Source organism: Sphingobium sp. B2, from assembly GCF_007693735.1.
GTDB classification, from domain to species: domain Bacteria; phylum Pseudomonadota; class Alphaproteobacteria; order Sphingomonadales; family Sphingomonadaceae; genus Sphingobium; species Sphingobium xenophagum.
Genome location: NZ_VDBZ01000001.1, coordinates 2,764,592 through 2,784,930 on the forward strand (window position 1 = coordinate 2,764,592; position 20,339 = coordinate 2,784,930).

The window sequence follows — 20,339 nt, forward strand, 5'->3', positions numbered from 1 at the left end:
CCCCTCACCTTTCGGCTCCTTTCCTTCGGCAAGCCCGTATCGACAGCGTCGCGTCCCGCCCGTAAAGACCGGGCATGACTGATCCCTTTGCCCTGTTCGACGACTGGTACGCCCAGGCACGCGAGACCGAAATCAACGACAGCAATGCCATGGCGCTCGCCACAGCCGATGCGCGCGGTCATCCGTCGGTGCGGATGGTGCTGCTGAAAGGACATGGCCCGGACGGCTTTGTCTTTTACACCAATTTTGAGGGGCGCAAGGCGGGCGAACTGCTGGCCAATCCCCATGCCGCATTGCTGTTCCACTGGAAATCGGTGCGACGGCAGATCAGGGTGGAAGGCCCGGTCGGCCCGGTCGATGACGCCACCGCCGACGCCTATTTCGCAACCCGTAGCCGCGACAGCCAGTTGGGCGCATGGGCATCCGACCAGTCCCGCCCCCTGCCCGACCGTCAGACCTTCATGGACCGGTATGAGGCGGAACGGGCGCGGTTCGAGGGTGGCCCGGTGCCGCGCCCGCCGCACTGGTCGGGCTTTTGCGTCAGGCCGGAACGGATCGAATTCTGGCAGGATCGCGAGCATCGCCTGCATGAGCGGCGAGTCTTCACCCGCACGGGCGCAGGCTGGAGCGAAGGGCTGCTTTACCCCTAAAGGCTTCTGACGCCGCCATTCCGGACGAAGCGAGGCGCGGAAACCGCCCGCTGGTTCGTCTATGAAGATGCGCCCCGACGCGCGCCGATTGCCGCTGGCCCATGGGCCTGTTAGGTGTCGGCCTGACACATGTAAAAGAAGTGCGGAGCCGGTGGCTCCTGCGGCCTAGAGGGACACGGATGCGTAACAGACTGACCGCCTTCATTCTCACCGGCATGGTTTTGGGGGTGATTGTCGGCTTCGCGGCCAATCTGTGGGTTGGCAGCGACAAGACGCTGGCCAAGGATGTGGCCGGTTATTTCCACCTGCTGGCCGACATATTTCTGCATTTGATCAAGATGATCATTGCGCCGCTGGTATTTTCCACGCTGGTCGCGGGCATCGCCCATATGGGCGACAGCGCGGCGCTTGGGCGGATCGGCGGGCGGGCGCTCGCCTGGTTCGTGATCGCCAGCCTGATTTCGCTGACCCTGGGGCTGATGTTCGTCAACTTCTTCGCACCGGGCGAAGGGCTGAACCTTGTCCGGTCGGGCGTGGATTCGGGCGTGAATACCGAAGCGCTCAATTTCCGCGATTTCATCCTGCACGTCTTTCCGACCTCCATGGTCGGCGCGATGGCGGAAAATTCGATCCTTCAGATCGTCGTATTCTCGCTGTTCGTCGGCGTCGCGCTGACCGCGATCGGGGAGAAGGGCAAGCCGGTCGTCACCGTCATCGAATCGATGGTCGAACTGATGTTGCAGGTGACAGGCTATGTCATGCGCGTTGCGCCCTTCGCCGTGTTCGGGGCGCTGGCGTCGGTCGTGACGACCGAGGGGCTCGGCGTGCTCGTCACCTTTGGCGAGCTGATCGGCGAATTCTATATCGCGCTGGGCGCGCTGTGGCTGCTGCTGTTCGCGGCGGGATCGATCTTCCTGGGCAAGCGGATGTTCAAGCTGGTCCGCTATGTCCGCGAACCGATATTGATCGCTTTCTCCACCGCATCGTCCGAAGCCGCCTATCCCAAGATGCTGGAGCAACTGGATCGCTTCGGCGTGCCGCGCCGCATCTACAGCTTCGTGCTGCCGCTGGGCTATAGCTTCAACCTTGACGGGTCGATGATGTATTCGACCTTCGCGACCATCTTCATCGCGCAGGCCTATGGCATCGATTTGCCGATCGCGACGCAGATCACGATCCTGCTGGTGCTGATGGTAACCAGCAAGGGCATCGCCGCCGTGCCGCGCGCCAGCCTTGTGGTGGTCGCCGCCACGCTGGGCCAGTTCGACCTGCCGGTCGAGGGCGTCGCCTTCATCCTGGCGGTCGATCATTTCATGGACATGGGCCGTACCGCGACCAACGTGCTGGGCAATGCCATCGCGACGTCGGTGATCACCAAATGGGAAGGGATGCTGGAGGTCGAGGAGCCGATCGACGTGCCCCATCCCAAGGCACCGGCGCATACCGCCGCGCATGGCCGCGCCGGGCTGGAACTGGCCCCGGACATGCTGGAGGAAGAGCGTAAGGGGTAACCGACGCTATAGTGTTCCCGCGCAGGCGGGAACCCAGTCCAAACGTCGGAACTGGGTTCCCGCCTGCGCGGGAACACGGGCGTCTCTACCACAACACCCCACGCACAGGCTTTAGCGGTTCGGGCGCGGGATCGCCGATCGACTGGAGCAGGTCGATCTCGATCGTGCGGCACATGGCGTTGAGCGGCACGTCATGGACCGTGTTGGCGAAGGGATCGACCAGATCGTCGCCGATCCGCAGCACCGCCAGGAACATGAGGCCCGCGACCGTGGAGCCAAGCGGCGTCGCCAGCCCCAGCGTTTCGACCAGCCCCAGCGGCAGGAAGAGGCAGAAGAGATGGGTGAAGATGGTCGGCAGATAGCGATATTGCACCGGCAGCGGGGTATTTTTGAGCCGCTCCATCCCGCCCTGCGCGTTGGCGATGTCCACCAGCACCGCCTCCATCTGCGTCTGCTGGATCGTGTCGATCCAGCCCGTGCGCCGGGCGATGTCGATGCGCCGCCCGGTGCTGTCGAGCAGTCCGTTGGCGACATTCACGCGGGCGAGCGCCAGCCCCTGGTCCTTTTCCTCCAGAAAGCGGGTCACATCGTCATCGATCGGCAGCCGCCGCAACTGGCAGCGCAGCGCATTGACATAGGCGATCTGGCGCTTGACGATCTCCCGCTTCAATTCGCGCCCGTCCGGATCAGGCAGGAAGTTGCGGGTCGCGCGCGCCAGACTGCGCGATGCGTTGATCATCGCGCCCCACAGCGTGCGCCCTTCCCACCAGCGCTGATAGGCCGAATTGGACCGGAACCCCAGGAACAGCGCCAGTCCGGTGCCGAAGATGGTCAGCGGCAGTCCGGGCGCCTTGAACGGCAGCACATAGTAGGTGATCGTGACGACGCAGTCCCACACGAACAACAGGGTCAGCGGCTTCCACACCTCGGCGGCCATCCGATGCAGGCTGGGGACGGGGTCGACGATCATGCAATTCTCCAAAGGACAGGACCGCGCCAACGCAAGAGGCGCATGAAAGCTCCCTTGATGCTATAGCGAAATGACCTGTGCGTTAGAGTGCAACTCGCAGCCGGGCCGGACCGTTGGGCAGGTGCGGCAACAGGAGGACAGGCCATTGACCGGCACGAGCCAGGAACCAAGCGCTGAAACCGGCACAAGGACGGCGGCCCTGTCGCTCCAATGGCAGATGCTGGCTGGATTCGTCATAGGACTGGTGGTCGGCCTGGCCGTCTATATGGCCGCGCCCGACGCGCGCTGGGTCGATCATGTCACGACCTATGTGACCGGGCCGATCGGCCAGATTTTCCTGCGCCTGCTGTTCATGCTGGTCATTCCGTTGCTGGTATCGGCGCTGATCGTGGGGATCGCCGAAATGGGCGAGATCCGCGCGCTGCGCCGCGTGGGGCTGCGCACATTGGTCTACACGCTGATCGTGTCGGCCATTGCGGTAGCGGTCAGCTTGCTGGTGGTCGACCTGCTCCGGCCCGGTGCGGGCATCGATCCGGCCATGGCGCGGGCGATGCTGAACGACGCGGCGCCGGGCGCGAAGGCGATATTGAGCCGGGGCAATGACGCGCCGCAGGGCATGGCCGCCTTCATCGCGATGATCCCCGACAATCTCGTCGCAGCCATGGCGGGCAACGACATATTGGCGGTGATGGTCTTTGCCCTGTTCTTCGGCATCGGACTGATGCTGGTGCGGACGCCGCAGACGCAATTGCTGCTGAGCGCGATGGAGGGCCTGCTGGCGGTGACGATGCGGCTGATGGGGCTGGTCATCCGCCTGGCGCCGATCGCCATCGCCTGTTTCATGTTCAACCTGGCCGCCCATTTCGGCTGGGATTTGCTGATCCGCCTGTCCGCCTATGTCGGCGTGGTGCTGCTGGCGCTGGCGATCCAGATGTTCGGCATCTATTCGCTGCTGATCACCTTCATTGCCAAACGATCGCCGCTTCGCTTCTTCGCCGCCGTGCAGGAGGCGACGGTGATGGCCTTTGCCACCGCCTCGTCCAACGCGACCCTGCCGACCGCGCTGCGCGTGGCCGAAGAGGAATTGCGCCTGCCCCGCCGCATCAGCCGTTTCGTCCTGACCATCGGCGCGACCGCCAACCAGAATGGCGCGGCGATGTTCGAGGGGATTACGGTGATCTTCCTCGCCCAGTTTTTCAGTATCGAACTCAGCATCGCCCAGCAGATCATGGTGATGATGATGTGCATATTGGGCGGCATCGGGACAGCGGGCGTACCGGCCGGATCGCTGCCGGTCGTGGCGATGATATTGGGCATGGTCGGCATTCCGCCCGAAGGGATCGGGCTGGTGCTGGGGGTCGACCGGCTGCTCGACATGTGCCGCACCGCGCTGAACGTAACCGGCGATCTGGTCGCGGCAACGGTGATCGCGGCGGGTGAGGAAGAAGGTGGAAAGGAAGGCACGCCTGCATGACGAATAGCCGTTCCTCCGCCGCAATCATGCTGGCATTGCGGATGATTGCGCGCTGATCGCCTCCGACTTCGTAATGGCGTCCCTGCGCGGGTGTAGATCAGCCGACGGTATGACAACTATAGACGCCCAGTTTACCGCCACAATGGTCGTGCGCGCCAGTCTGCGGGGAAACCCATGGCCGACAAATCATGGAGTGGATGCGTATCGAGCAAGGCGATCAACCTGACTTTCCATTGCGAATCCGGCGAAGCCCGATCCAGCATGTAATGTATGAGCGTCAAAGCGTTGTAGAGGAGTGCCGGGCCGCCGTGATGAGGAACGAGAGATGCAGCCAGTTTGGCAGGTTTATGGGGCACACGCATCCGCAACAGAAAACCGCGATTCCACAAACGGGCATGATGAGCACAACTGTTACGAATGATCGACAAATGCTTGAGCAGAGGCACCATAATGACTTCCGGCAGGCCTAAAGGCGCAGCAATGCTGTTCCGCAAGGCTCTGTCGGCCAGCAGAGAATACCAGCGGGAAATCTGCCCGAAAGACATGAGTTCGGCCACCATCCAGACGGGGGGCATAGCCGGATCATCATAATGTTCACGATAATGCGCCATATAGGTTTCAGGCGAAGTCCCAACCTCGCGAACCAGACGGGACAAATTGTCATGAAATTTGGCGCGATCGCTATACAGAGCGGCGTTCAAATATTCATGCGGCCCACCCTGATGGGCCAATGCATAAGCCCATGCGCCTCTTACCGCGACTTCGATCCGTTCGATCGCGTCAAGGACCAAGAGCCGCAATTGTCGATCAAATTCATACAAGTCCGTAACGAGGTTGAACGACGTCCCAGGTTGAAAACGTAGGCCAGCCTGTCCCTTGGGATATTCGAACGGCAGCCAATAGGCACTGAGCCGGTAGTAGCTGACATGCTGGAGCCAGTGACGCGCCAACGCTGCATCAGACACCGCCATACCTTGCATCTTCAAATGCGCGATCTGCTGATCGATGGTCAGGGAGGGCTTTGCGAAGAAACGGGTCATCCGTCTCACATATGCCAGAAAAAAAAGACCCGCCAAGTGTGCATATCCTTGCGGATAGAGGCCTGGCGGGTTCGATTATCGTCGATGTAGTGGGAAATTTCCTACAAATCAATGAAGGCTTGAAATGATTTGTGGCAGCTTACCGCAGCTTGGCGATATTCAGCCCGTCTTCCTTGGCGCGGGCCTTCGTTGATTCCTCGGTCCGGGTCAGCGCCTTGGCAATGGCCTTGAGGCCCATGCCCTTTTTCGCCAGCAGGTGCAGCTTCTGGATCTCGTCCTGGGTCCAGGGCTGCCGGTGCCGTTCGAATTTCTCGGCCATGTGTCGTCCTTCGGAAAGATCGCAGGCTGTGCCCGCCCCCCTATACCCTTAATCCGCGAACGGATCGCGCACTAGGATGGTATCCTCGCGTTCCGGGCTGGTGGATACGAGCGTGACCGGGCAGCCGATCAGTTCCTCGATCCGGCGGATATATTTGATCGCCTGCGCCGGAAGGTCCGCCCAGCTGCGCGCGCCGGCGGTCGTGTTGTGCCAGCCCTCGATCGCTTCGTAGATCGGCTGCGCCTTGGCCTGATCCTGCGCATGGGCGGGCAGATAATCGTAGGTCTGATCGCCAATCTTGTAGCCGACGCAGATGTTGAGCGTGTCGAACCCGTCCAGCACGTCAAGCTTGGTCAGCGCGATGCCGGTGACGCCCGACACGGCGATCGACTGGCGCACCAGCACCGCGTCGAACCAGCCGCAGCGGCGCTTGCGGCCGGTGACGGTGCCAAATTCATGGCCGCGCTCGCCCAGCCGCTGGCCGGTGGCGTCCTCCAGTTCGGTCGGGAACGGGCCGGAGCCGACGCGGGTGGTATAGGCCTTGACGATGCCCAGCACGAAGCCCGCCGCGTTGGGGCCAAGGCCGGTGCCGCTGGCCGCCGTGCCCGCGACCGTGTTGGACGAGGTGACGAAGGGATAGGTGCCATGGTCGATGTCGAGCAGCGTACCCTGCGCGCCCTCGAACAGGATGCGCTTGCCCGCCGCCTTGGCGCGGTTGAGCGTCAGCCAGACGGGCTTGACGAAGGGCAGGATGAAATCGGCAATCGCGGTCAGTTCCGCCATCAGCGCGGCGCGGTCGATCGGCGGTTCACCAAAACCGGCGCGCAGCGCGTCATGATGGGCGGTCAGCCGGTCCAGCTGTGGGCCAAGATCGTCGAGATGGGCGAGATCACACACGCGGATGGCGCGGCGACCGACCTTGTCCTCATAGGCCGGGCCGATGCCGCGCCGGGTGGTGCCGATCTTGCCCGCGCCGCTCGCATCCTCGCGCAGGCCATCAAGGTCGCGGTGGAAGGGCAGGATCAGCGGACAGGTTTCGGCGATCTGAAGATTGTCGGGCGTGATCGACACGCCCTGCGCGGTCAGCTTGGCGACTTCATCGCGGAAGTGCCAGGGATCGAGCACCACGCCATTGCCGATCACCGACAGCGTGCCGCGCACGATGCCCGACGGCAGCAGCGAGAGTTTATAGACTTTCTCGCCCACGACGAGCGTGTGGCCGGCATTATGGCCACCCTGGAAACGGGCGACGACATCGGCGCGCTCCGACAGCCAGTCGACGATCTTGCCCTTGCCCTCGTCACCCCATTGGGCGCCGATCACGGTTACATTTGCCATGGATACAGATCTCCGCCCGCCGCGCGGACCGGCCATGCCCTTCGACGGGACTCGACATGCCGGTAGGATCGATTGGGCGCCCGACAGAATATGGGGCACCCGGTGCGGGCGCGGGTTAGCGGCGCGGGGCTGGCACGTCAAGGCGGAGGGACGATTACACTTTGATACAGCGCAACGGCTTTACGTGGGGAAGCAGGCGCGCGATCCTGAATATCCGTCGTTCGTGGAGATACGCCGTGCGGATAGCCTTGATCCTTGCCCTGTGCCTGTCGCTTCTGTCCCCCGCCCATGGAGCGCCGCTGCGCGCGCCGCCCGGCGAACAAGTGATGGCCTATGGCAGCGATCCGGCGCAGACGCTGAATTTCTGGCCAGGCAAAACCGACAGCAAGCCGGACATAGCGCGGCCATTGGTGATCTTCGTCCATGGCGGGGGATGGAAGCGCGGTAGCAAGGACAATGCCACAGGACGCTATAAATCCGTTCATTATCAACAGCTTGGATATGCTTTCGCGTCCATCGACTATCGTCTGGTGCCCGGCGCCACGGTCGAGCAGCAGGCGCAGGACGTGGCCGATGCCGTTGCGTTCCTGCGCCGCCGCGCGGCGACATTGGGGGTCGATCCGGGTCGGATCGTGCTGATGGGGCATAGTGCGGGCGCGCATCTGGTCGCGCTGGTGGGGACGGACATGCGCTATTTCGCCAAAGCAGGGCTGTCGCCCGACGCCGTGCGCGGCATCATCCCGCTGGATGGGGCGGCCTATGATGTGGCGGCGCAGATGGCGCAATCGGGCCGGTTCATGAAGGGCACCTATGAACAGGCGTTCGGCACCGATCCCGCGCGGCAGCAGGCCCTGTCGCCGACTCGCCATGCCGCCCGGCCCAACGCCCCGGCCTTCCTGATTCTGCATGTCGACCGGGACGATGGCACGGCGCAGTCGCAGGCGCTAGCCGCAGCCTTGAAGCGCGCGGGTACGCCCGTGGAAATACGGGCGCTGGAGGGTCGCGGGCTGCGCGGCCATATGCAGATCAACCGGCAGATGGGCGATCCGGCCTATCCGGGCACGGCCATGGTCGACGACTGGCTGGCGCGAGTCTTCCGTTAGAAGGCGCGCAGTTCCGCGCCATCGAGCCAATGCGAGCAGCGCAATGTCGCGCCATCCTCATCGCCGACCAGCGCGGCGACGGTGTGCCAGCCCTCGGCCCGCAATTCGGCGGCGCGGGCCGCGTCTGCGCCCAGCGGCAGGAACAGGCGTTTGGGTGCCTCGTCACCGAAACCAGCGTCGATCAGCGGATCGGGATAAAGGGAAAAGCCGATGGCTGGCTCCTCCTCTCCATCGGCGCGCAGGATGGCATAGCTGCCGCCCCGGCCGATCTCGCCGATAAAGCCTTCGGCAAAGATCGAGAAGCCAAACCAGTTCTGATATTCAAAACCGTGCCGCTCGGTCGGATCGAGCGTCAACGTGATGTCCCAGCCGATCGGCTTGGCGATGGCGCGCAGGCCCGCGATGCGGCTGTCGATCGCGCCGCCAAGGCTGGCATTGAAGGCTTCGAGCCGCTCCATCGCGGCGTGGAACGGACCCGTCGCCTCGATCAACGGCAGATAGGCCGCGGCCTGCGGCCCCAGCGCAACGAGGGCGCCTGCATCCTTGGCGTCCAGTTCAGTGCGGACCGCTTCCAGTTCGCCCGCCGCCAGCGGCAACGGACCGGCGGCCAGCATGTCGATCAGGTCGGGCAGGGTGAAATCGATGGTAAGGCCGCTGACGCCCGCCGCCTGCAACGCCTCGATCGCGACATTGACGATCTCGACGACGGCCGTGACGCTGTCCGACCCGATCAGTTCGGCCCCGACCTGCAACTTCTCCCGCTCCGGGCGCAGCTGATTGGCTTTGAGGCGGATCACCGGCCCGGCATAGGAAAGGCGCAGCGGGCGCGGCGCGGTGGCCAGGCGAGTCGCGGCGATGCGGCCGACCTGCGCCGTCATGTCCGGGCGCAGCGCCAGGCTGCGCTGCGACACGGGATCGACAGCGCGAACCAGATCCTGCGCGCGCATGGATTTGAGGCGCTGGGTCAGCGTATCCTCAAACTCCGCGAGCGGCGGCATGACCCGTTCATAGCCATGAGTGGCAACCGTATCCAGAACGCGGCGGGCAAGCCGGGCGGAGGCTTCGGCCTGCGGCGGCAGGCGGTCGGACAGACCCTCTGGAAGGAGGCTGGGCGGGATCATGGTCATCCTTTACTCCCTCTCCCCTGGGGGAGAGGGCTGGGGAGAGGGGGAAGCGCGCAAGGCCTGCGCAATGACGCCCAGCACAGCCTCGACATTATCCATCACATCGGGATTGGCAAAACGGATCACACGATAGCCCAGCGATTCCAGAAACTCGGTTGCCGGGCGTCATAGCGATCTTTGGCGTAATGTGTATCCCCATCGACTTCGATGATGAGGCGCGCAGCCTTTGACGCGAAATCGACGATATAGGGCGCGATGATGGTCTGGCGCGTGAATTGCCGGTTTTCAAAACGGTTGGCGCGCAGAGCCAGCCAGAGTTTCTGTTCGGCGGGCGTGGGGTTGGCGCGCATATCCTTGGCGCGCTGTTTGAGCGTTGGGTCCAGCCGCATCGTTGCTCCCCCTCTCCCAACCCTCTCCCCAAGGGGAGAGGGCTTTTAGGGCAGCTTAGGCGAAGCGCAGCACCTTCACCTGCTTCACGCCGGTCAGGTTGCAGATTTCCCAGCGCAGCGGTTCCGTGACGGTGCCGTCGACCGACAGCAGCAGCACCGCTTCGCCGCCCTGGTTGCGACGGCCCAAGTGGAAGGTGCCGATATTGACGTCGGCTGCGCCCAGCGTCGACCCCAGGCGGCCGATGAAACCGGGCGCGTCCTGGTTGACGATGTAGAGCATGGTGCCGTCGAGATCGGCCTCCACCTTGATGCCGAACAGTTCGACCAGGCGCGGGCTGGCATGGCCGAACAAGGTGCCCGCGACCGAACGCTCGCCGCTTTCGGTGGTGACGGTGACGCGTACCAGCGTCTGATAATCGCCTTCGCGGTCATGGCGCACTTCGCGCACGTCAAGGCCGCGTTCCTTGGCCAGGAAGGGCGCGTTGACCATGTTCACCGTGTCCGAATAGACGCGCATCAGGCCCGCCAGCACGGCGGCGGTGATGGGCTTCTGGTTCAGTTCGGCGGCATGGCCTTCCACCTCTACCGCAACGCCGGTGATCTGGTCGCCTTCGAGCTGGCCGACCAGGCTGCCCAGCTTCTCGGCGATCGCCATATAGGGCTTGAGCTTGGGCGCTTCCTCCGCCGACAGGCTGGGCACGTTGAGCGCATTGGTGATGCCGCCGTCGAGCAGATAGTCGGACAGCTGTTCGGCGACCTGCAACGCCACATTGACCTGCGCTTCATCGGTCGACGCACCCAGATGCGGGGTGCAGATGAAGTTGGGCGTGCCGAACAGGGGCGATTCCTTGGCCGGTTCGGTCTGGAACACGTCCAGCGCGGCGCCCGCGACATGGCCCGAATCGAGCGCGTCCTTGAGCGCGGCCTCGTCGATCAGCCCGCCGCGCGCGCAGTTGACGATACGCACGCCCTGCTTGGTCTTGGCCAGATTTTCGCGGCTCAATATGTTGCGGGTCTGGTCGGTCAGCGGCGTGTGCAGCGTGATGAAGTCGGCCTTCGCCAGCAGCGTGTCGAGATCGGCCTTTTCCACGCCCATTTCGATGGCGCGTTCCGGCGTCAGGAACGGATCGAAGGCGACGACCTTCATTTTCAGGCCCAGCGCGCGGCTGGCGACGATCGAGCCGATATTGCCCGCGCCGATCAGGCCCAGCGTCTTGCCGGTGACTTCCACGCCCATGAAGCCGTTTTTCGGCCACAGGCCCTGCTGGGTCTGGGTGTTGGCTTCGGGAATCTGGCGCGCCAGCGCGAAGATGAGCGCGATGGCATGTTCAGCGGTGGTGATCGAGTTGCCGAACGGTGTGTTCATGACGATCACGCCCTTGGCCGAGGCGTAGGGGATGTCGACATTGTCGACGCCGATGCCAGCGCGGCCAATGACCTTGAGGTTGGTGGCGGCGTCGAGAATGTCCTTGGTCACCTTGGTCGAGGACCGGATGGCAAGGCCGTCATACTGGCCGATCATGGCCTTCAACTCTTCGGGGGTCTTGCCGGTGATGACGTCGACTTCGACGCCGCGCTCACGGAAAATGGCGGCGGCGCGGGGGTCCATCTGGTCGCTGATAAGTACCTTGGGCATGGATGTGATCCTTCTGGAATAAGATAGCCGTTCGGGCTGAGCGAAGTCGAAGCCCTCCACTGAGCGAAGCGAAGTGGCCTCCCTTCCGGTCGGCCGAGCCCTTCGACTTCGCTCAGGGCGAACGGGAACAGGCAATATGTTAAGCGGCAGCCTTTACGGTCGCATAGGCCCAGTCGAGCCAGGGACCGAGCGCTTCGATGTCGGCAGTATCGACGGTCGCGCCACACCAGATGCGGAGCCCGGCGGGGGCATCGCGATAGCCCGCTACGTCGAACGCTGCGCCTTCCTTTTCGAGCGATGCGGCGAAGGCCTTGATAAAGGCTTCGTCAGCACCCGCGACGGTCAGGCAGACGCTGGTTTTCGAGCGCGAGGCTTCATCGACCGCGAGATGGCCGAGCCAGTCGCGCTCCGCCACGATTTTGTCCAGAGCCGCCGCATTGGCGTCGCTGCGGGCGATCAGGCCAGCGGCGCCGCCGATCGACTTGCCCCATTCCAGCGCGAAGATCGCATCCTCGACCGCCAGCATGGACGGGGTGTTGATCGTTTCGCCTTTGAATACGCCTTCGGCCAGCTTGCCCTTTGACACCAGCCGGAACACCTTGGGCAGTGGCCAGGCGGGGGTGTAGCTTTCGAGGCGCTCGACCGCGCGAGGGCCGAGGATCAGCACGCCATGACCGCCCTCGCCGCCCAGCACCTTCTGCCAGGAGAAGGTGGCGACGTCGATCTTCGCCCAGTCGATGTCATAGGCGAACACCGCGCTGGTCGCGTCGGCGAAGGTCAGCCCTTCGCGATCCGCCGGGATGAAATCGGCATTGGGGACGCGGACGCCCGACGTGGTGCCATTCCAGGTGAACAGCACGTCGGTGCTGAAATCGACCGCCGACAGATCAGGCAGCTGACCATAGTCGGCGCGAATGACGGTGGGGTCGAGCTTCAACTGCTTGGCGGCATCGGTCACCCAGCCTTCGCCGAAGCTTTCCCAGGCGATGGTCGTGACCGGGCGCGCGCCCAGCATCGTCCACATCGCCATTTCAAAGGCGCCAGTATCGGAACCGGGGACGATGCCGATGCGGTGGGTGTCGGGCAGGTTCAGCAATTCGCGCATCAGGTCGATGCAGTAAGCGAGGCGGTTCTTGCCGATCTTGCTACGGTGCGAGCGGCCCAGCGAGTCGGTGGCGAGCGCAGCGGCGCTCCAGCCCGGAGGCTTGGCACAGGGACCGGAAGAGAAAAAGGGGCGAGCCGGCAGAGTCGTCGGCTTGGCGGCAGGCGCAATACGGGCGCCGGCTTCGGTAACTTCAGTCATGTAGCTTCTCCTTACAGAGAGCAGCGCGGCGTTGGGACCGCGTGGCCCGTCGGCCGCCCTAGAGATTTCGGCGGACCTGTCAAGCCGGTTGCGAAAATGACCCAGTGCTAAAAACGGGACGAGCCGTGCCCGCCGTTAACCATCAGCAAGACTTGTCCTGCTACCATGGCTGGCTCCTGATAGAGCGGGCGATGACGATGACGATGTTTCGCGGCGCGGCGCTGGCCGTGACGATGGCGATGATGCTGAGCGCGTGCGGCGGCGATCTGGTGCCGCGCGGCCGTGTGGCGCGCGTCTCCAAGCCCGCGCGTCCGGCAGCGCCGCAGCCGATGGCGTTTCGCCAGTGTCTGGCCAAACTCAATGCGCAGGCGATCGCCTATACCCCCCTGCCCGACCGGACGTTCGGCGGCGGGTGCAGCGCGCTGAGCAGCGTCAAGCTGATCGACTTTGGCGTACCCGCGACCAATCTGGGCGCGATGACTTGCCAGCTGGCCGCCAATTTCGCCGCCTGGGCGCGCTATGGCGTGCAGCCCGCCGCGCGCGCCATATTGGGGACGGAGATCGTGCGGATCGAGACATTCGGCACCTATAATTGTCGGCCCATCGCAGGCCTTGGTAAATTGTCCGAACATGCCCATAGCAACGCGATCGACGTCGCCGCGTTCGTGATGGCCGACGGGCGCAAGATCAGTGTCGAACAGGGATGGAACGGCGATCGGGAGACGCGCCAGTTCCTTAAGGTCATCCACGCCAGCGCCTGCAAGCGGTTCAACACCGTCCTCAGCCCCGATTATAACGCGGCCCATCGCGACCATTTTCATTTCGACATGGGCGGGCGCGGCGGGTTTTGCCGTTGAGCGCCAAACAGGAGGGCGGGTTTTGCAGGTAATCCGCCTTGGCAATGTCATCTGCGCCCCTTAAGTCGTGGGGATGACAAAAAAAGACATTGAAGAACGCAAATTCCGCCCCGCCAGTCAGGAGGCGGCCGACGCCCGCAAGGCGATCGATACGCCCCAGACCAGCAGCAGCGCCTACAGGCTGGCCTTTCAGGACACCGAATTTCTGCTGCGCGAGGATCTGCGCCCGGTCCGGTTCCAGCTGGAATTGCTGAAGCCGCAATTATTGATGGACGAAGCGCGAATCGAATCGACCTTCGTTTTCTATGGTTCCGCCCGCATTCCCGAACCCGATCAGGTACAGGCCCGGATCGACGCTGCGACCACGCCGGAACAAAAGCGCATTGCCGAAAATCTGGGCAAGAAGGCGCATTATTATGATGAAGCCCGCAAGCTGGCGAGCATCGCAGCGCAATATCCGGTGAACGCGGCGGGATGCCGCCACTTCGTCGTCTGTTCAGGCGGCGGCCCTTCCATCATGGAAGCGGCCAATCGCGGCGCGGCCGATGTCGGCCAGACCACGATCGGCATGAACATCGTCCTGCCCCACGAACAGGCGCCCAATCGCTTCGTCACGCCGGAACTGAGTTTCCAGTTCCACTATTTCGCGCTGCGCAAGATGCATTTCCTGTTGCGGGCGCGGGCGCTGGCGGTGTTCCCCGGCGGTTTTGGCACGTTCGACGAGATGTTCGAACTGCTCACCCTCATTCAGACCGGCAAGATGAAGCCCATTCCCATCCTGCTGTTCGGCAAGGAATTCTGGAACCGGGTGGTCGATTTCGAGGCGCTGGCCGATGAAGGCGTGATTGCGCCGGCTGACCTTAACCTCATCACCTGGGTCGAAAGCGCCGACGAAGCATGGCAGGCGGTGCAGGCCTTTTATGAGGACAGCGAACCGCTGGGATGTTGAACACCCCTCTCCCCATGGGGGAGAGGGAAGCGAGACTTGGCGGCTTTGCCGCCTAGTCGCAGCCGGAGAGGCGGTGCGTCGCACGCCATGCCCATCCCCCTCTTCCAACTTCGCCTAGGCCTTTCGGGCCAAGGCTATGTATCCTTCTCCCCACGGGGAGAAGGGTTAGTGGCTTGCCCTTCCCGGCGCACGGGACTAGGGCGCGGCCATGCTTGCCGATCTGGCCCATGTCGACACCTGGATCTTCGATCTGGACAACACGCTCTATCCGGCGAAGGCGGACCTGTTTGCGCTGATCGACGTGAAGATGGGCGAATTCATCCAGGGGTTGCTGGGCTGTGACCCGGTCATCGCGCGGCAGACGCAAAAGCGCTATTTCATGGAGCATGGCACGACCCTGTCGGGGCTGATGCACCATCATGGCATCGAGCCGCGCGACTTTCTCGACTATGTCCATGACATATCGATGGACCGGCTGGAGGTCGATGCCGAGCTGAATGCCCATATCGCCGCGCTGCCGGGCCGCCGCCTGATCTTCACCAATGGCGATGCGGACTATGCTGGCCGCGTGCTCGACAAGCTGGGTCTGTCCGGCCTGTTCGAGCAGATCCACGACATTCATGCCTGCCAATATGTGCCCAAGCCCGATCCGTCGGGCTATGCCGAATTGTGCCGCGTCCATGATGTCGACCCGACCCGCGCCGCCTTTTTCGAGGATATGGCGCGCAATTTGCGGCCCGCCAAGGCGATCGGCATGGCGACCATCTGGGTCAATAATGGCTCCGAAGCGGGCAATCATGACCATCATCCCGATTTTATCGATTTCGAGACTGATCATCTGAGGCCGTTTCTGGCCGGCATTTTTGGGGAAAGCGCATGACCGATCTGCAAAGCATAATCGACGCCGCCTGGGAGGACCGGGCCAATGTGAGCCTGACCACGCAAGGGGCGGTGCGCGATGCTGTGAACGCGGCGCTGGCCCTGCTGGACAGCGGCAAGGCGCGCGTCGCCGAGCCGACCGCCGATGGCTGGCAGGTCAACCAGTGGCTCAAGAAAGCCGTGCTGCTTTCCTTCCGCCTGAATGACAATGTGCTGATCGAAAACGGTCCCGGTGGCGGTTATTGGTGGGACAAGGTGCCGAGCAAATTCGCAGGCTGGGGCGAGGCGGAATTTCGCGCCGCCGGTTTCCGCGCGGTGCCGGGCGCACTTGCCCGCGCGGGCGCGCATATCGCCAAGAACGCGATCCTGATGCCCAGCTTCGTCAATATCGGCGCGTTCGTGGATGAAGGCACGATGGTCGACGCCTGGGTGACGGTGGGCAGCTGCGCGCAGATCGGCAAGAATGTCCATCTGTCCGGCGGCGTCGGCATTGGCGGCGTGCTGGAACCGTTGCAGGCCGACCCGGTCATCATTGAGGATGACTGCTTCATCGGCGCGCGGTCCGAAGTGGTCGAAGGCGTGCGTATCGGCAAGGGATCGGTCCTGTCGATGGGCGTGTTCATCGGCCAGTCGACCAAGATCATCGACCGCGCGACCGGCGAAGTGTTCATGGGCGAAGTGCCGCCCTATTCGGTGATCGTGCCGGGATCGCTGCCCGGCAAGCCGCTGCCCGACGGCACGCCCGGCCCCAGCCTCTATTGCGCCGTGATCGTCAAGCGGGTGGACGCGCAGACCCGGTCCAAGACCGGGATCAACGACCTGCTGCGGGATTGATCCAAATTCACCCTCCCCGTGCCGGGGAGGGTCGTTCCAGCGCCAGCAGCGCGAACGTCGCCAGCCAATGTTCCCCCATATAGTCGCCAGCGACATGGGGCAGGCTGGCGGCGATATGCCGTTCCGCTGCATCCAGCGCCGATGCCGCGACCGGATCGCCCGGTCCCAGCGCAGCGGCAATCGCACGCCAGCACCAGCCGCGGCTGAGGTTCAGGCCATCGAGATGGGCGATCTTGCCATCGCTGCGGTCCGACACGGTCGCGGGGGTGAATAAGGTCGCCGGTTCACCCTGCGCCAGATGCGGCAGGAAGGCGTGGAACCAGTCGGCAAAATCGGCCCGCGCCAGCAGGCGGCTCATCAACAGCGCCTCACACAGAGCAGGCGAGAGAAATTCGTCGCCGCCCGGCTCCCATGCCTGGCAGGCGCGATCATCGCCGAACCAGTGCAGCGCCCGATCGCGGATCAGCGCCACCAGCGCGGGATCGCGCCCTTCGGCCCATTCCAGCGCCAGCGTCAGGGCAAAGGCGATGTTGAAATGGGTGCCGACGCGCAGCGGATAGGTAAGCTTTGGCAGGAAGTCGTGGAAGCGCGCGGCGAAGGCGAGCGCCAATGGTTCCAACGCCGCCGCCCAGGGCGCTTCATGCCGCGCCAGTTCGCCATGCAGGGCCAGCGCCCACGCCCAGCCATAGGGCCGTTCAAAACCCGTGGCGGTGGGCCGCGCGAGGAAGGCGAGTTCGCCCGCAACCTTTTGGGGGATCAGCATTGCGTCGGCCTGCGCCCGGATCGCGCTGGCCTGCGGCATGTCCGGGTAGAGCCGCAGCAGCCGCATCACCTGCCACCAGCCATGGACGCAGCTATGCCAGTCGAAACTGCCGTGGAAGATCGGATGATGGTCGGCCGGTTCGCGCGCATCCTGCGGCCCGGCCAGCACCAGATCCATCTTGTAAGGGTAGCGCCGTCCCAGATGGGACAGGGTCAGCGTGGCAAAGCCATTGGCCATGTCGGGGGTCAGGTGCGTCATGGGAAAGCCAGACAATAAATGAGCGCGATGTTGACGGCCAGCAGCGGCAAAGCCGTGCCGACCTGTTGCCTGATGACGCCATGCTTGTCTTTAAGTTCCAGCAGGGCGGCAGGGACGAGGTTGAAATTGGCCGCCATCGGCGTCAGCAGCGTTCCGCAGAAACCCGCCAGCATCCCGATGGCGCAGACGATCGCGGGATCGCCATGATAGGTGCGGATCAGCAGGGGGATGCCGATAGCGGCGGTCATCACCGGGAAAGCGGCAAAGGCGTTGCCCATGACGATGGTGAAGAGCGCCATGCCAAGGCCATAGGCGATCACCGCCCCAAGCAAACTGCCCTGCGGAATCGCCTGGCTCACAAGCCCGCCGACCGCGTCACCGACCCCGGCCAGCGCAAAGACCGCGCCCAGGCTGGCGAGCATCTGCGGCAGGATCGCGGCCCAGCCGACCTGATCCATCAGCCGCCGCCCCTGCTGCATCGGGACGATCGGCCCGGCGCGCAGCCACAGGCAGCCAGCCATCAGGGCGATCACCACGCCCAGCGCCAGCGCAATAAGCGTCGCCTGCTTGCCATCGACCCAGGTTGGCACGCCCTTGAAGAGCAAGGTGCCGACCAAAGCGGTGGCCGGTATGACCAGCGCAATGGCGAACAGCCCGTTGCCAAAACGCCCCGCCCGTTCCTGCCGCACCCTGTCCGGCACCATGCCGCCGCCCCGGCCCAGCCCGGACGCCGCCAGCGCCACCAGCCCCAGCACCAGCACGCCATTGCCCAGATCGCCCAGCGAATCCCCGGCCCACATCGACAGCGCCAGCAGCGCCCAGAAAGCGGCCGTCCGCCGGGCGCGCGGATTGCTGGTGTCGTTGACGCCCAGCAGCGCAAAGGCGGCGAAGATCGCGCCTGCCAGCGCATAGACCCAGTGCAGCGTGATCATGGCCGTTCCGCCCGGTTCAGGCGACGGTCGAGCCGCCACAGTCTGAACCCGTGGATCAGCAACGCGGCGATCGCGGTCGGGATGGCCCAGACCGACAGCTGGAGCGGCTCAAGGTTGATGCCATATTGTTCCAGCAGTCCCTTGATCAGCAGGATCGACCCGATCGCCAGAAATATATCCTCGCCAAAGAACAGCCCTACATTGTCGGTTGCCGCCGCCATCGCCTTGACCTGCTCCCGCTCCGCATCGTCCAGATCGCCCGACTGGCGTTCTGCGGCGGCCTCCGCGATCGGCGCGACCAGCGGGCGCACGGTCTGCGCATGGCCCGCCACCGATGTCAGCCCCACCGCCGCCAATCCCTGCCGCGCCAGCAGATAGAAGGTCAGGAAACGACCGACCGTCGCCCCGCGCATCCGCCCGATCAACCCGCGCGCGCGTTCCTGCAACCCATGCGCCTCCAGCAGCCCGACCACCGGCAGCACGATCCAGATGATGCTGACATAGCGCGCTTCGTTGAACGCCTTGCCAAAGGCGGCGAGGATGGCGAGCGGATCAAGCCCGGCAGCGATCCCCGTCACGACCGCCGACGCCAGGATGACGAGCAGCGGGTTGAAGCGCAGCACGAAACCCGCAACGATCACCGCGATGCCGAGCAGCACCCACATCAGTCGGGCGCCCTAATAGCCAGCCTCTATCGCCAGCCTGATCCCTTCCGCCCCGGTCCTGACGCCCAGCGCCTTGAGCATCGCGGCGCGGTGCATCTTTACCGTGCGTTCGGTCAGGCCCAGATCCCAGGCGATCTGCTTGTTGAGCTTGCCCGCCGCCATCGCGATCAGCACGTCACGCTGGCGCGACGTCAATGCAGCGATCCGCTCACGCGCGCCCGACGATCGTTCCGCGCCCGCCGCGTCCGGGCTTTCCACCGCCATTTGCGAGCCCAGAAAATAGTCCAGTTCGCCATCGACGCCAAAGATGGGCGCGACCATCACGGCGTTGCGGAACGGCGTGCCGTCCTTGCGGTAATTCAATATCTCCACCAGCACTGGCCGCCGTTCGCGCACGCCAGCGCGGATCGTCTCGCTGAGCCAAGGTTCGGTATCCGGCCCGGACAGGAAGCGGCAATTGCGCCCGACAATTTCATCCCGCGTATAGCCGGTCAGCGCAATGAAGGCTTCATTGCATTCGACAATCGGATTGTCGGGCAGGCGGGGGTTGCTGATCACGGCGGCGATCGCGCTGTTGGCGATCATTTCAGACAGAGACATGGACACTCACAGACTGGCGGGCGATCGGCGGATGCGGTGCCCCTTTGGGCATGTTGCCCCAAATGCCCCGCCTGCCGCAAGCAGGCTGCACCAGGCCCCTGATGAACGAAAGGGAAAGGCCATGAATTTTATCCCCACTGGCCTTGGCGGCTATGCTTTCGACGATGATGGCCGCCCGATCGTGCCTGAAGCCGTGCAGGACGCGGTGCGAACGCTGATTCGCTGGGCCGGGGACGATCCGGACCGCGAAGGTTTGCGCGATACGCCGGCACGGGTCGGACGGGCATGGCGCGATTATTGCACCGGCTATGAGGAAGATCCCGGCCGCCATTTGTCCCGCACGTTCGAGGAAGTCGGCGGCTATGACGAGATCGTCCTGCTGAAGGACATTCCGTTCCAGTCGCATTGCGAACATCATATGGCGCCGATCACCGGCAAGGCTTCGATCGCCTATCTGCCGCGCAACCGGGTGGTGGGCATATCGAAGCTTGCCCGCGTGCTGCACGGCTTTGCCCGGCGGTTGCAGGTGCAGGAACGGCTGACCGCCGAAGTGGCGCAGAGCATTCAGGACCATCTCCAGCCCCATGGCGTCGCGGTGGTGATAGAGGCGCAGCATGGCTGCATGACGGGCCGGGGCGTACGCACGCCCGGCGTCGGAATGGTCACCAGCCGCCTGCTCGGCTGCTTCCTCGACGATCGCGCCAGCCGCCGCGAACTGCTTGCGCTGATGGGCTATTGACGGTGG

General features: G+C 64.1%; 20 protein-coding genes and 1 pseudogene. 9 read left to right on the top strand and 12 right to left on the bottom strand.

Annotated features, from left to right (window positions below; translation table 11 throughout):
* Positions 1-74 precede the first annotated feature (74 nt).
* The gene (gene pdxH, locus FE851_RS13555; RefSeq protein WP_145203149.1) at positions 75-650 is read left to right on the top strand and encodes a pyridoxamine 5'-phosphate oxidase; all 576 of its coding nucleotides are present in this window, start codon (positions 75-77) and stop codon (positions 648-650) included.
* 179 nt (positions 651-829) lie between these two features.
* On the top strand, positions 830-2,161 hold the full coding sequence (locus tag FE851_RS13560) for a dicarboxylate/amino acid:cation symporter (protein WP_026149480.1): 1,332 nt from the start codon (positions 830-832) through the stop codon (positions 2,159-2,161).
* Between the two features lie 85 nt (positions 2,162-2,246).
* On the opposite strand, the gene FE851_RS13565 is transcribed toward FE851_RS13560, so the two are convergent.
* On the bottom strand, positions 2,247-3,131 hold the full coding sequence (locus FE851_RS13565) for a bestrophin family protein (RefSeq protein WP_086485913.1): 885 nt from the start codon (positions 3,129-3,131) through the stop codon (positions 2,247-2,249).
* A gap of 145 nt (positions 3,132-3,276) precedes the next feature.
* Between FE851_RS13565 and FE851_RS13570 the strand changes: the two genes are divergently transcribed.
* Positions 3,277-4,605, top strand: coding sequence for a dicarboxylate/amino acid:cation symporter (locus FE851_RS13570; protein WP_145203152.1), 1,329 nt, complete (start codon positions 3,277-3,279; stop codon positions 4,603-4,605).
* 131 nt (positions 4,606-4,736) lie between these two features.
* Here the strand turns inward: FE851_RS13570 and FE851_RS13575 are convergent, their stop codons facing one another.
* From FE851_RS13575 to FE851_RS13585, 3 genes are all read right to left on the bottom strand, one after another.
* Entirely contained in the window at positions 4,737-5,681 is a 945-nt protein-coding gene (locus FE851_RS13575; RefSeq protein ID WP_261370933.1) for an Abi family protein, read from the bottom strand.
* A 103-nt stretch (positions 5,682-5,784) separates the two neighbouring features.
* Entirely contained in the window at positions 5,785-5,964 is a 180-nt protein-coding gene (locus FE851_RS13580) for a hypothetical protein (protein ID WP_017181657.1), read from the bottom strand.
* Between the two features lie 48 nt (positions 5,965-6,012).
* Entirely contained in the window at positions 6,013-7,302 is a 1,290-nt protein-coding gene (locus FE851_RS13585) for an adenylosuccinate synthase (RefSeq protein ID WP_145203155.1), read from the bottom strand.
* Positions 7,303-7,538: 236 nt separating this feature from the next.
* Between FE851_RS13585 and FE851_RS13590 the strand changes: the two genes are divergently transcribed.
* Positions 7,539-8,405: an alpha/beta hydrolase gene (locus FE851_RS13590; RefSeq protein ID WP_145203158.1), complete on the top strand. Its 867-nt coding sequence runs from the start codon at positions 7,539-7,541 to the stop codon at positions 8,403-8,405.
* Here the strand turns inward: FE851_RS13590 and FE851_RS13595 are convergent.
* From FE851_RS13595 to FE851_RS13610, 4 genes and pseudogenes are all read right to left on the bottom strand, one after another.
* Entirely contained in the window at positions 8,402-9,532 is a 1,131-nt protein-coding gene (locus FE851_RS13595) for an ATP phosphoribosyltransferase regulatory subunit (RefSeq protein WP_145203161.1), read from the bottom strand. The two genes, FE851_RS13590 and FE851_RS13595, sit on opposite strands and share 4 nt — an antisense overlap.
* A gap of 3 nt (positions 9,533-9,535) precedes the next feature.
* Positions 9,536-9,918 (bottom strand): annotated as a pseudogene (locus FE851_RS27170) (endonuclease domain-containing protein).
* 55 nt (positions 9,919-9,973) lie between these two features.
* Positions 9,974-11,554, bottom strand: coding sequence for a phosphoglycerate dehydrogenase (gene serA, locus FE851_RS13605; protein WP_017181661.1), 1,581 nt, complete (start codon positions 11,552-11,554; stop codon positions 9,974-9,976).
* A gap of 139 nt (positions 11,555-11,693) precedes the next feature.
* Positions 11,694-12,857, bottom strand: a complete 1,164-nt coding sequence (locus FE851_RS13610) for a phosphoserine transaminase (protein WP_145203164.1) — start codon at positions 12,855-12,857, stop codon at positions 11,694-11,696.
* 191 nt (positions 12,858-13,048) lie between these two features.
* Between FE851_RS13610 and FE851_RS13615 the strand changes: the two genes are divergently transcribed.
* From FE851_RS13615 to dapD, 4 genes are all read left to right on the top strand, one after another.
* Positions 13,049-13,714 (top strand): extensin family protein, encoded by a 666-nt coding sequence (locus tag FE851_RS13615; protein ID WP_019051963.1) that lies wholly within the window; start codon positions 13,049-13,051, stop codon positions 13,712-13,714.
* 73 nt (positions 13,715-13,787) lie between these two features.
* Positions 13,788-14,663 carry an LOG family protein gene (locus FE851_RS13620; RefSeq protein WP_017181664.1) on the top strand — a complete coding sequence of 292 codons (876 nt, stop codon included), beginning with the start codon at positions 13,788-13,790 and terminating at the stop codon, positions 14,661-14,663.
* A 208-nt stretch (positions 14,664-14,871) separates the two neighbouring features.
* The gene (locus FE851_RS13625; protein WP_019051962.1) at positions 14,872-15,543 is read left to right on the top strand and encodes a pyrimidine 5'-nucleotidase; all 672 of its coding nucleotides are present in this window, start codon (positions 14,872-14,874) and stop codon (positions 15,541-15,543) included.
* Entirely contained in the window at positions 15,540-16,376 is an 837-nt protein-coding gene (gene dapD, locus FE851_RS13630; RefSeq protein WP_019051961.1) for a 2,3,4,5-tetrahydropyridine-2,6-dicarboxylate N-succinyltransferase, read from the top strand. Before FE851_RS13625 ends, dapD begins: the two co-directional genes overlap by 4 nt.
* Before the next feature lie 7 nt (positions 16,377-16,383).
* Here dapD and FE851_RS13635 read toward each other — a convergent pair whose 3' ends face one another.
* Genes FE851_RS13635 through FE851_RS13650 form a run of 4 tightly spaced genes read right to left on the bottom strand, consistent with a single transcriptional unit; the run spans position 16,384 to position 19,594 of the window.
* Entirely contained in the window at positions 16,384-17,397 is a 1,014-nt protein-coding gene (locus FE851_RS13635) for a DUF2891 domain-containing protein (protein WP_145203167.1), read from the bottom strand.
* On the bottom strand, positions 17,394-18,329 hold the full coding sequence (locus FE851_RS13640; RefSeq protein ID WP_019051959.1) for a DUF979 domain-containing protein: 936 nt from the start codon (positions 18,327-18,329) through the stop codon (positions 17,394-17,396). The genes FE851_RS13635 and FE851_RS13640 overlap by 4 nt, the downstream gene beginning before the upstream one ends.
* On the bottom strand, positions 18,326-18,994 hold the full coding sequence (locus FE851_RS13645) for a DUF969 domain-containing protein (protein ID WP_107123426.1): 669 nt from the start codon (positions 18,992-18,994) through the stop codon (positions 18,326-18,328). The genes FE851_RS13640 and FE851_RS13645 overlap by 4 nt, the downstream gene beginning before the upstream one ends.
* Before the next feature lie 12 nt (positions 18,995-19,006).
* Complete coding sequence (locus tag FE851_RS13650; protein WP_026149477.1) at positions 19,007-19,594, bottom strand: PAS domain-containing protein; 588 nt, start codon at positions 19,592-19,594, stop codon at positions 19,007-19,009.
* A 121-nt stretch (positions 19,595-19,715) separates the two neighbouring features.
* Here FE851_RS13650 and folE point away from each other — a divergent pair, with 121 nt between their 5' ends.
* The gene (gene folE / locus FE851_RS13655; RefSeq protein ID WP_145203170.1) at positions 19,716-20,333 is read left to right on the top strand and encodes a GTP cyclohydrolase I FolE; all 618 of its coding nucleotides are present in this window, start codon (positions 19,716-19,718) and stop codon (positions 20,331-20,333) included.
* Positions 20,334-20,339: the final 6 nt, after the last annotated feature.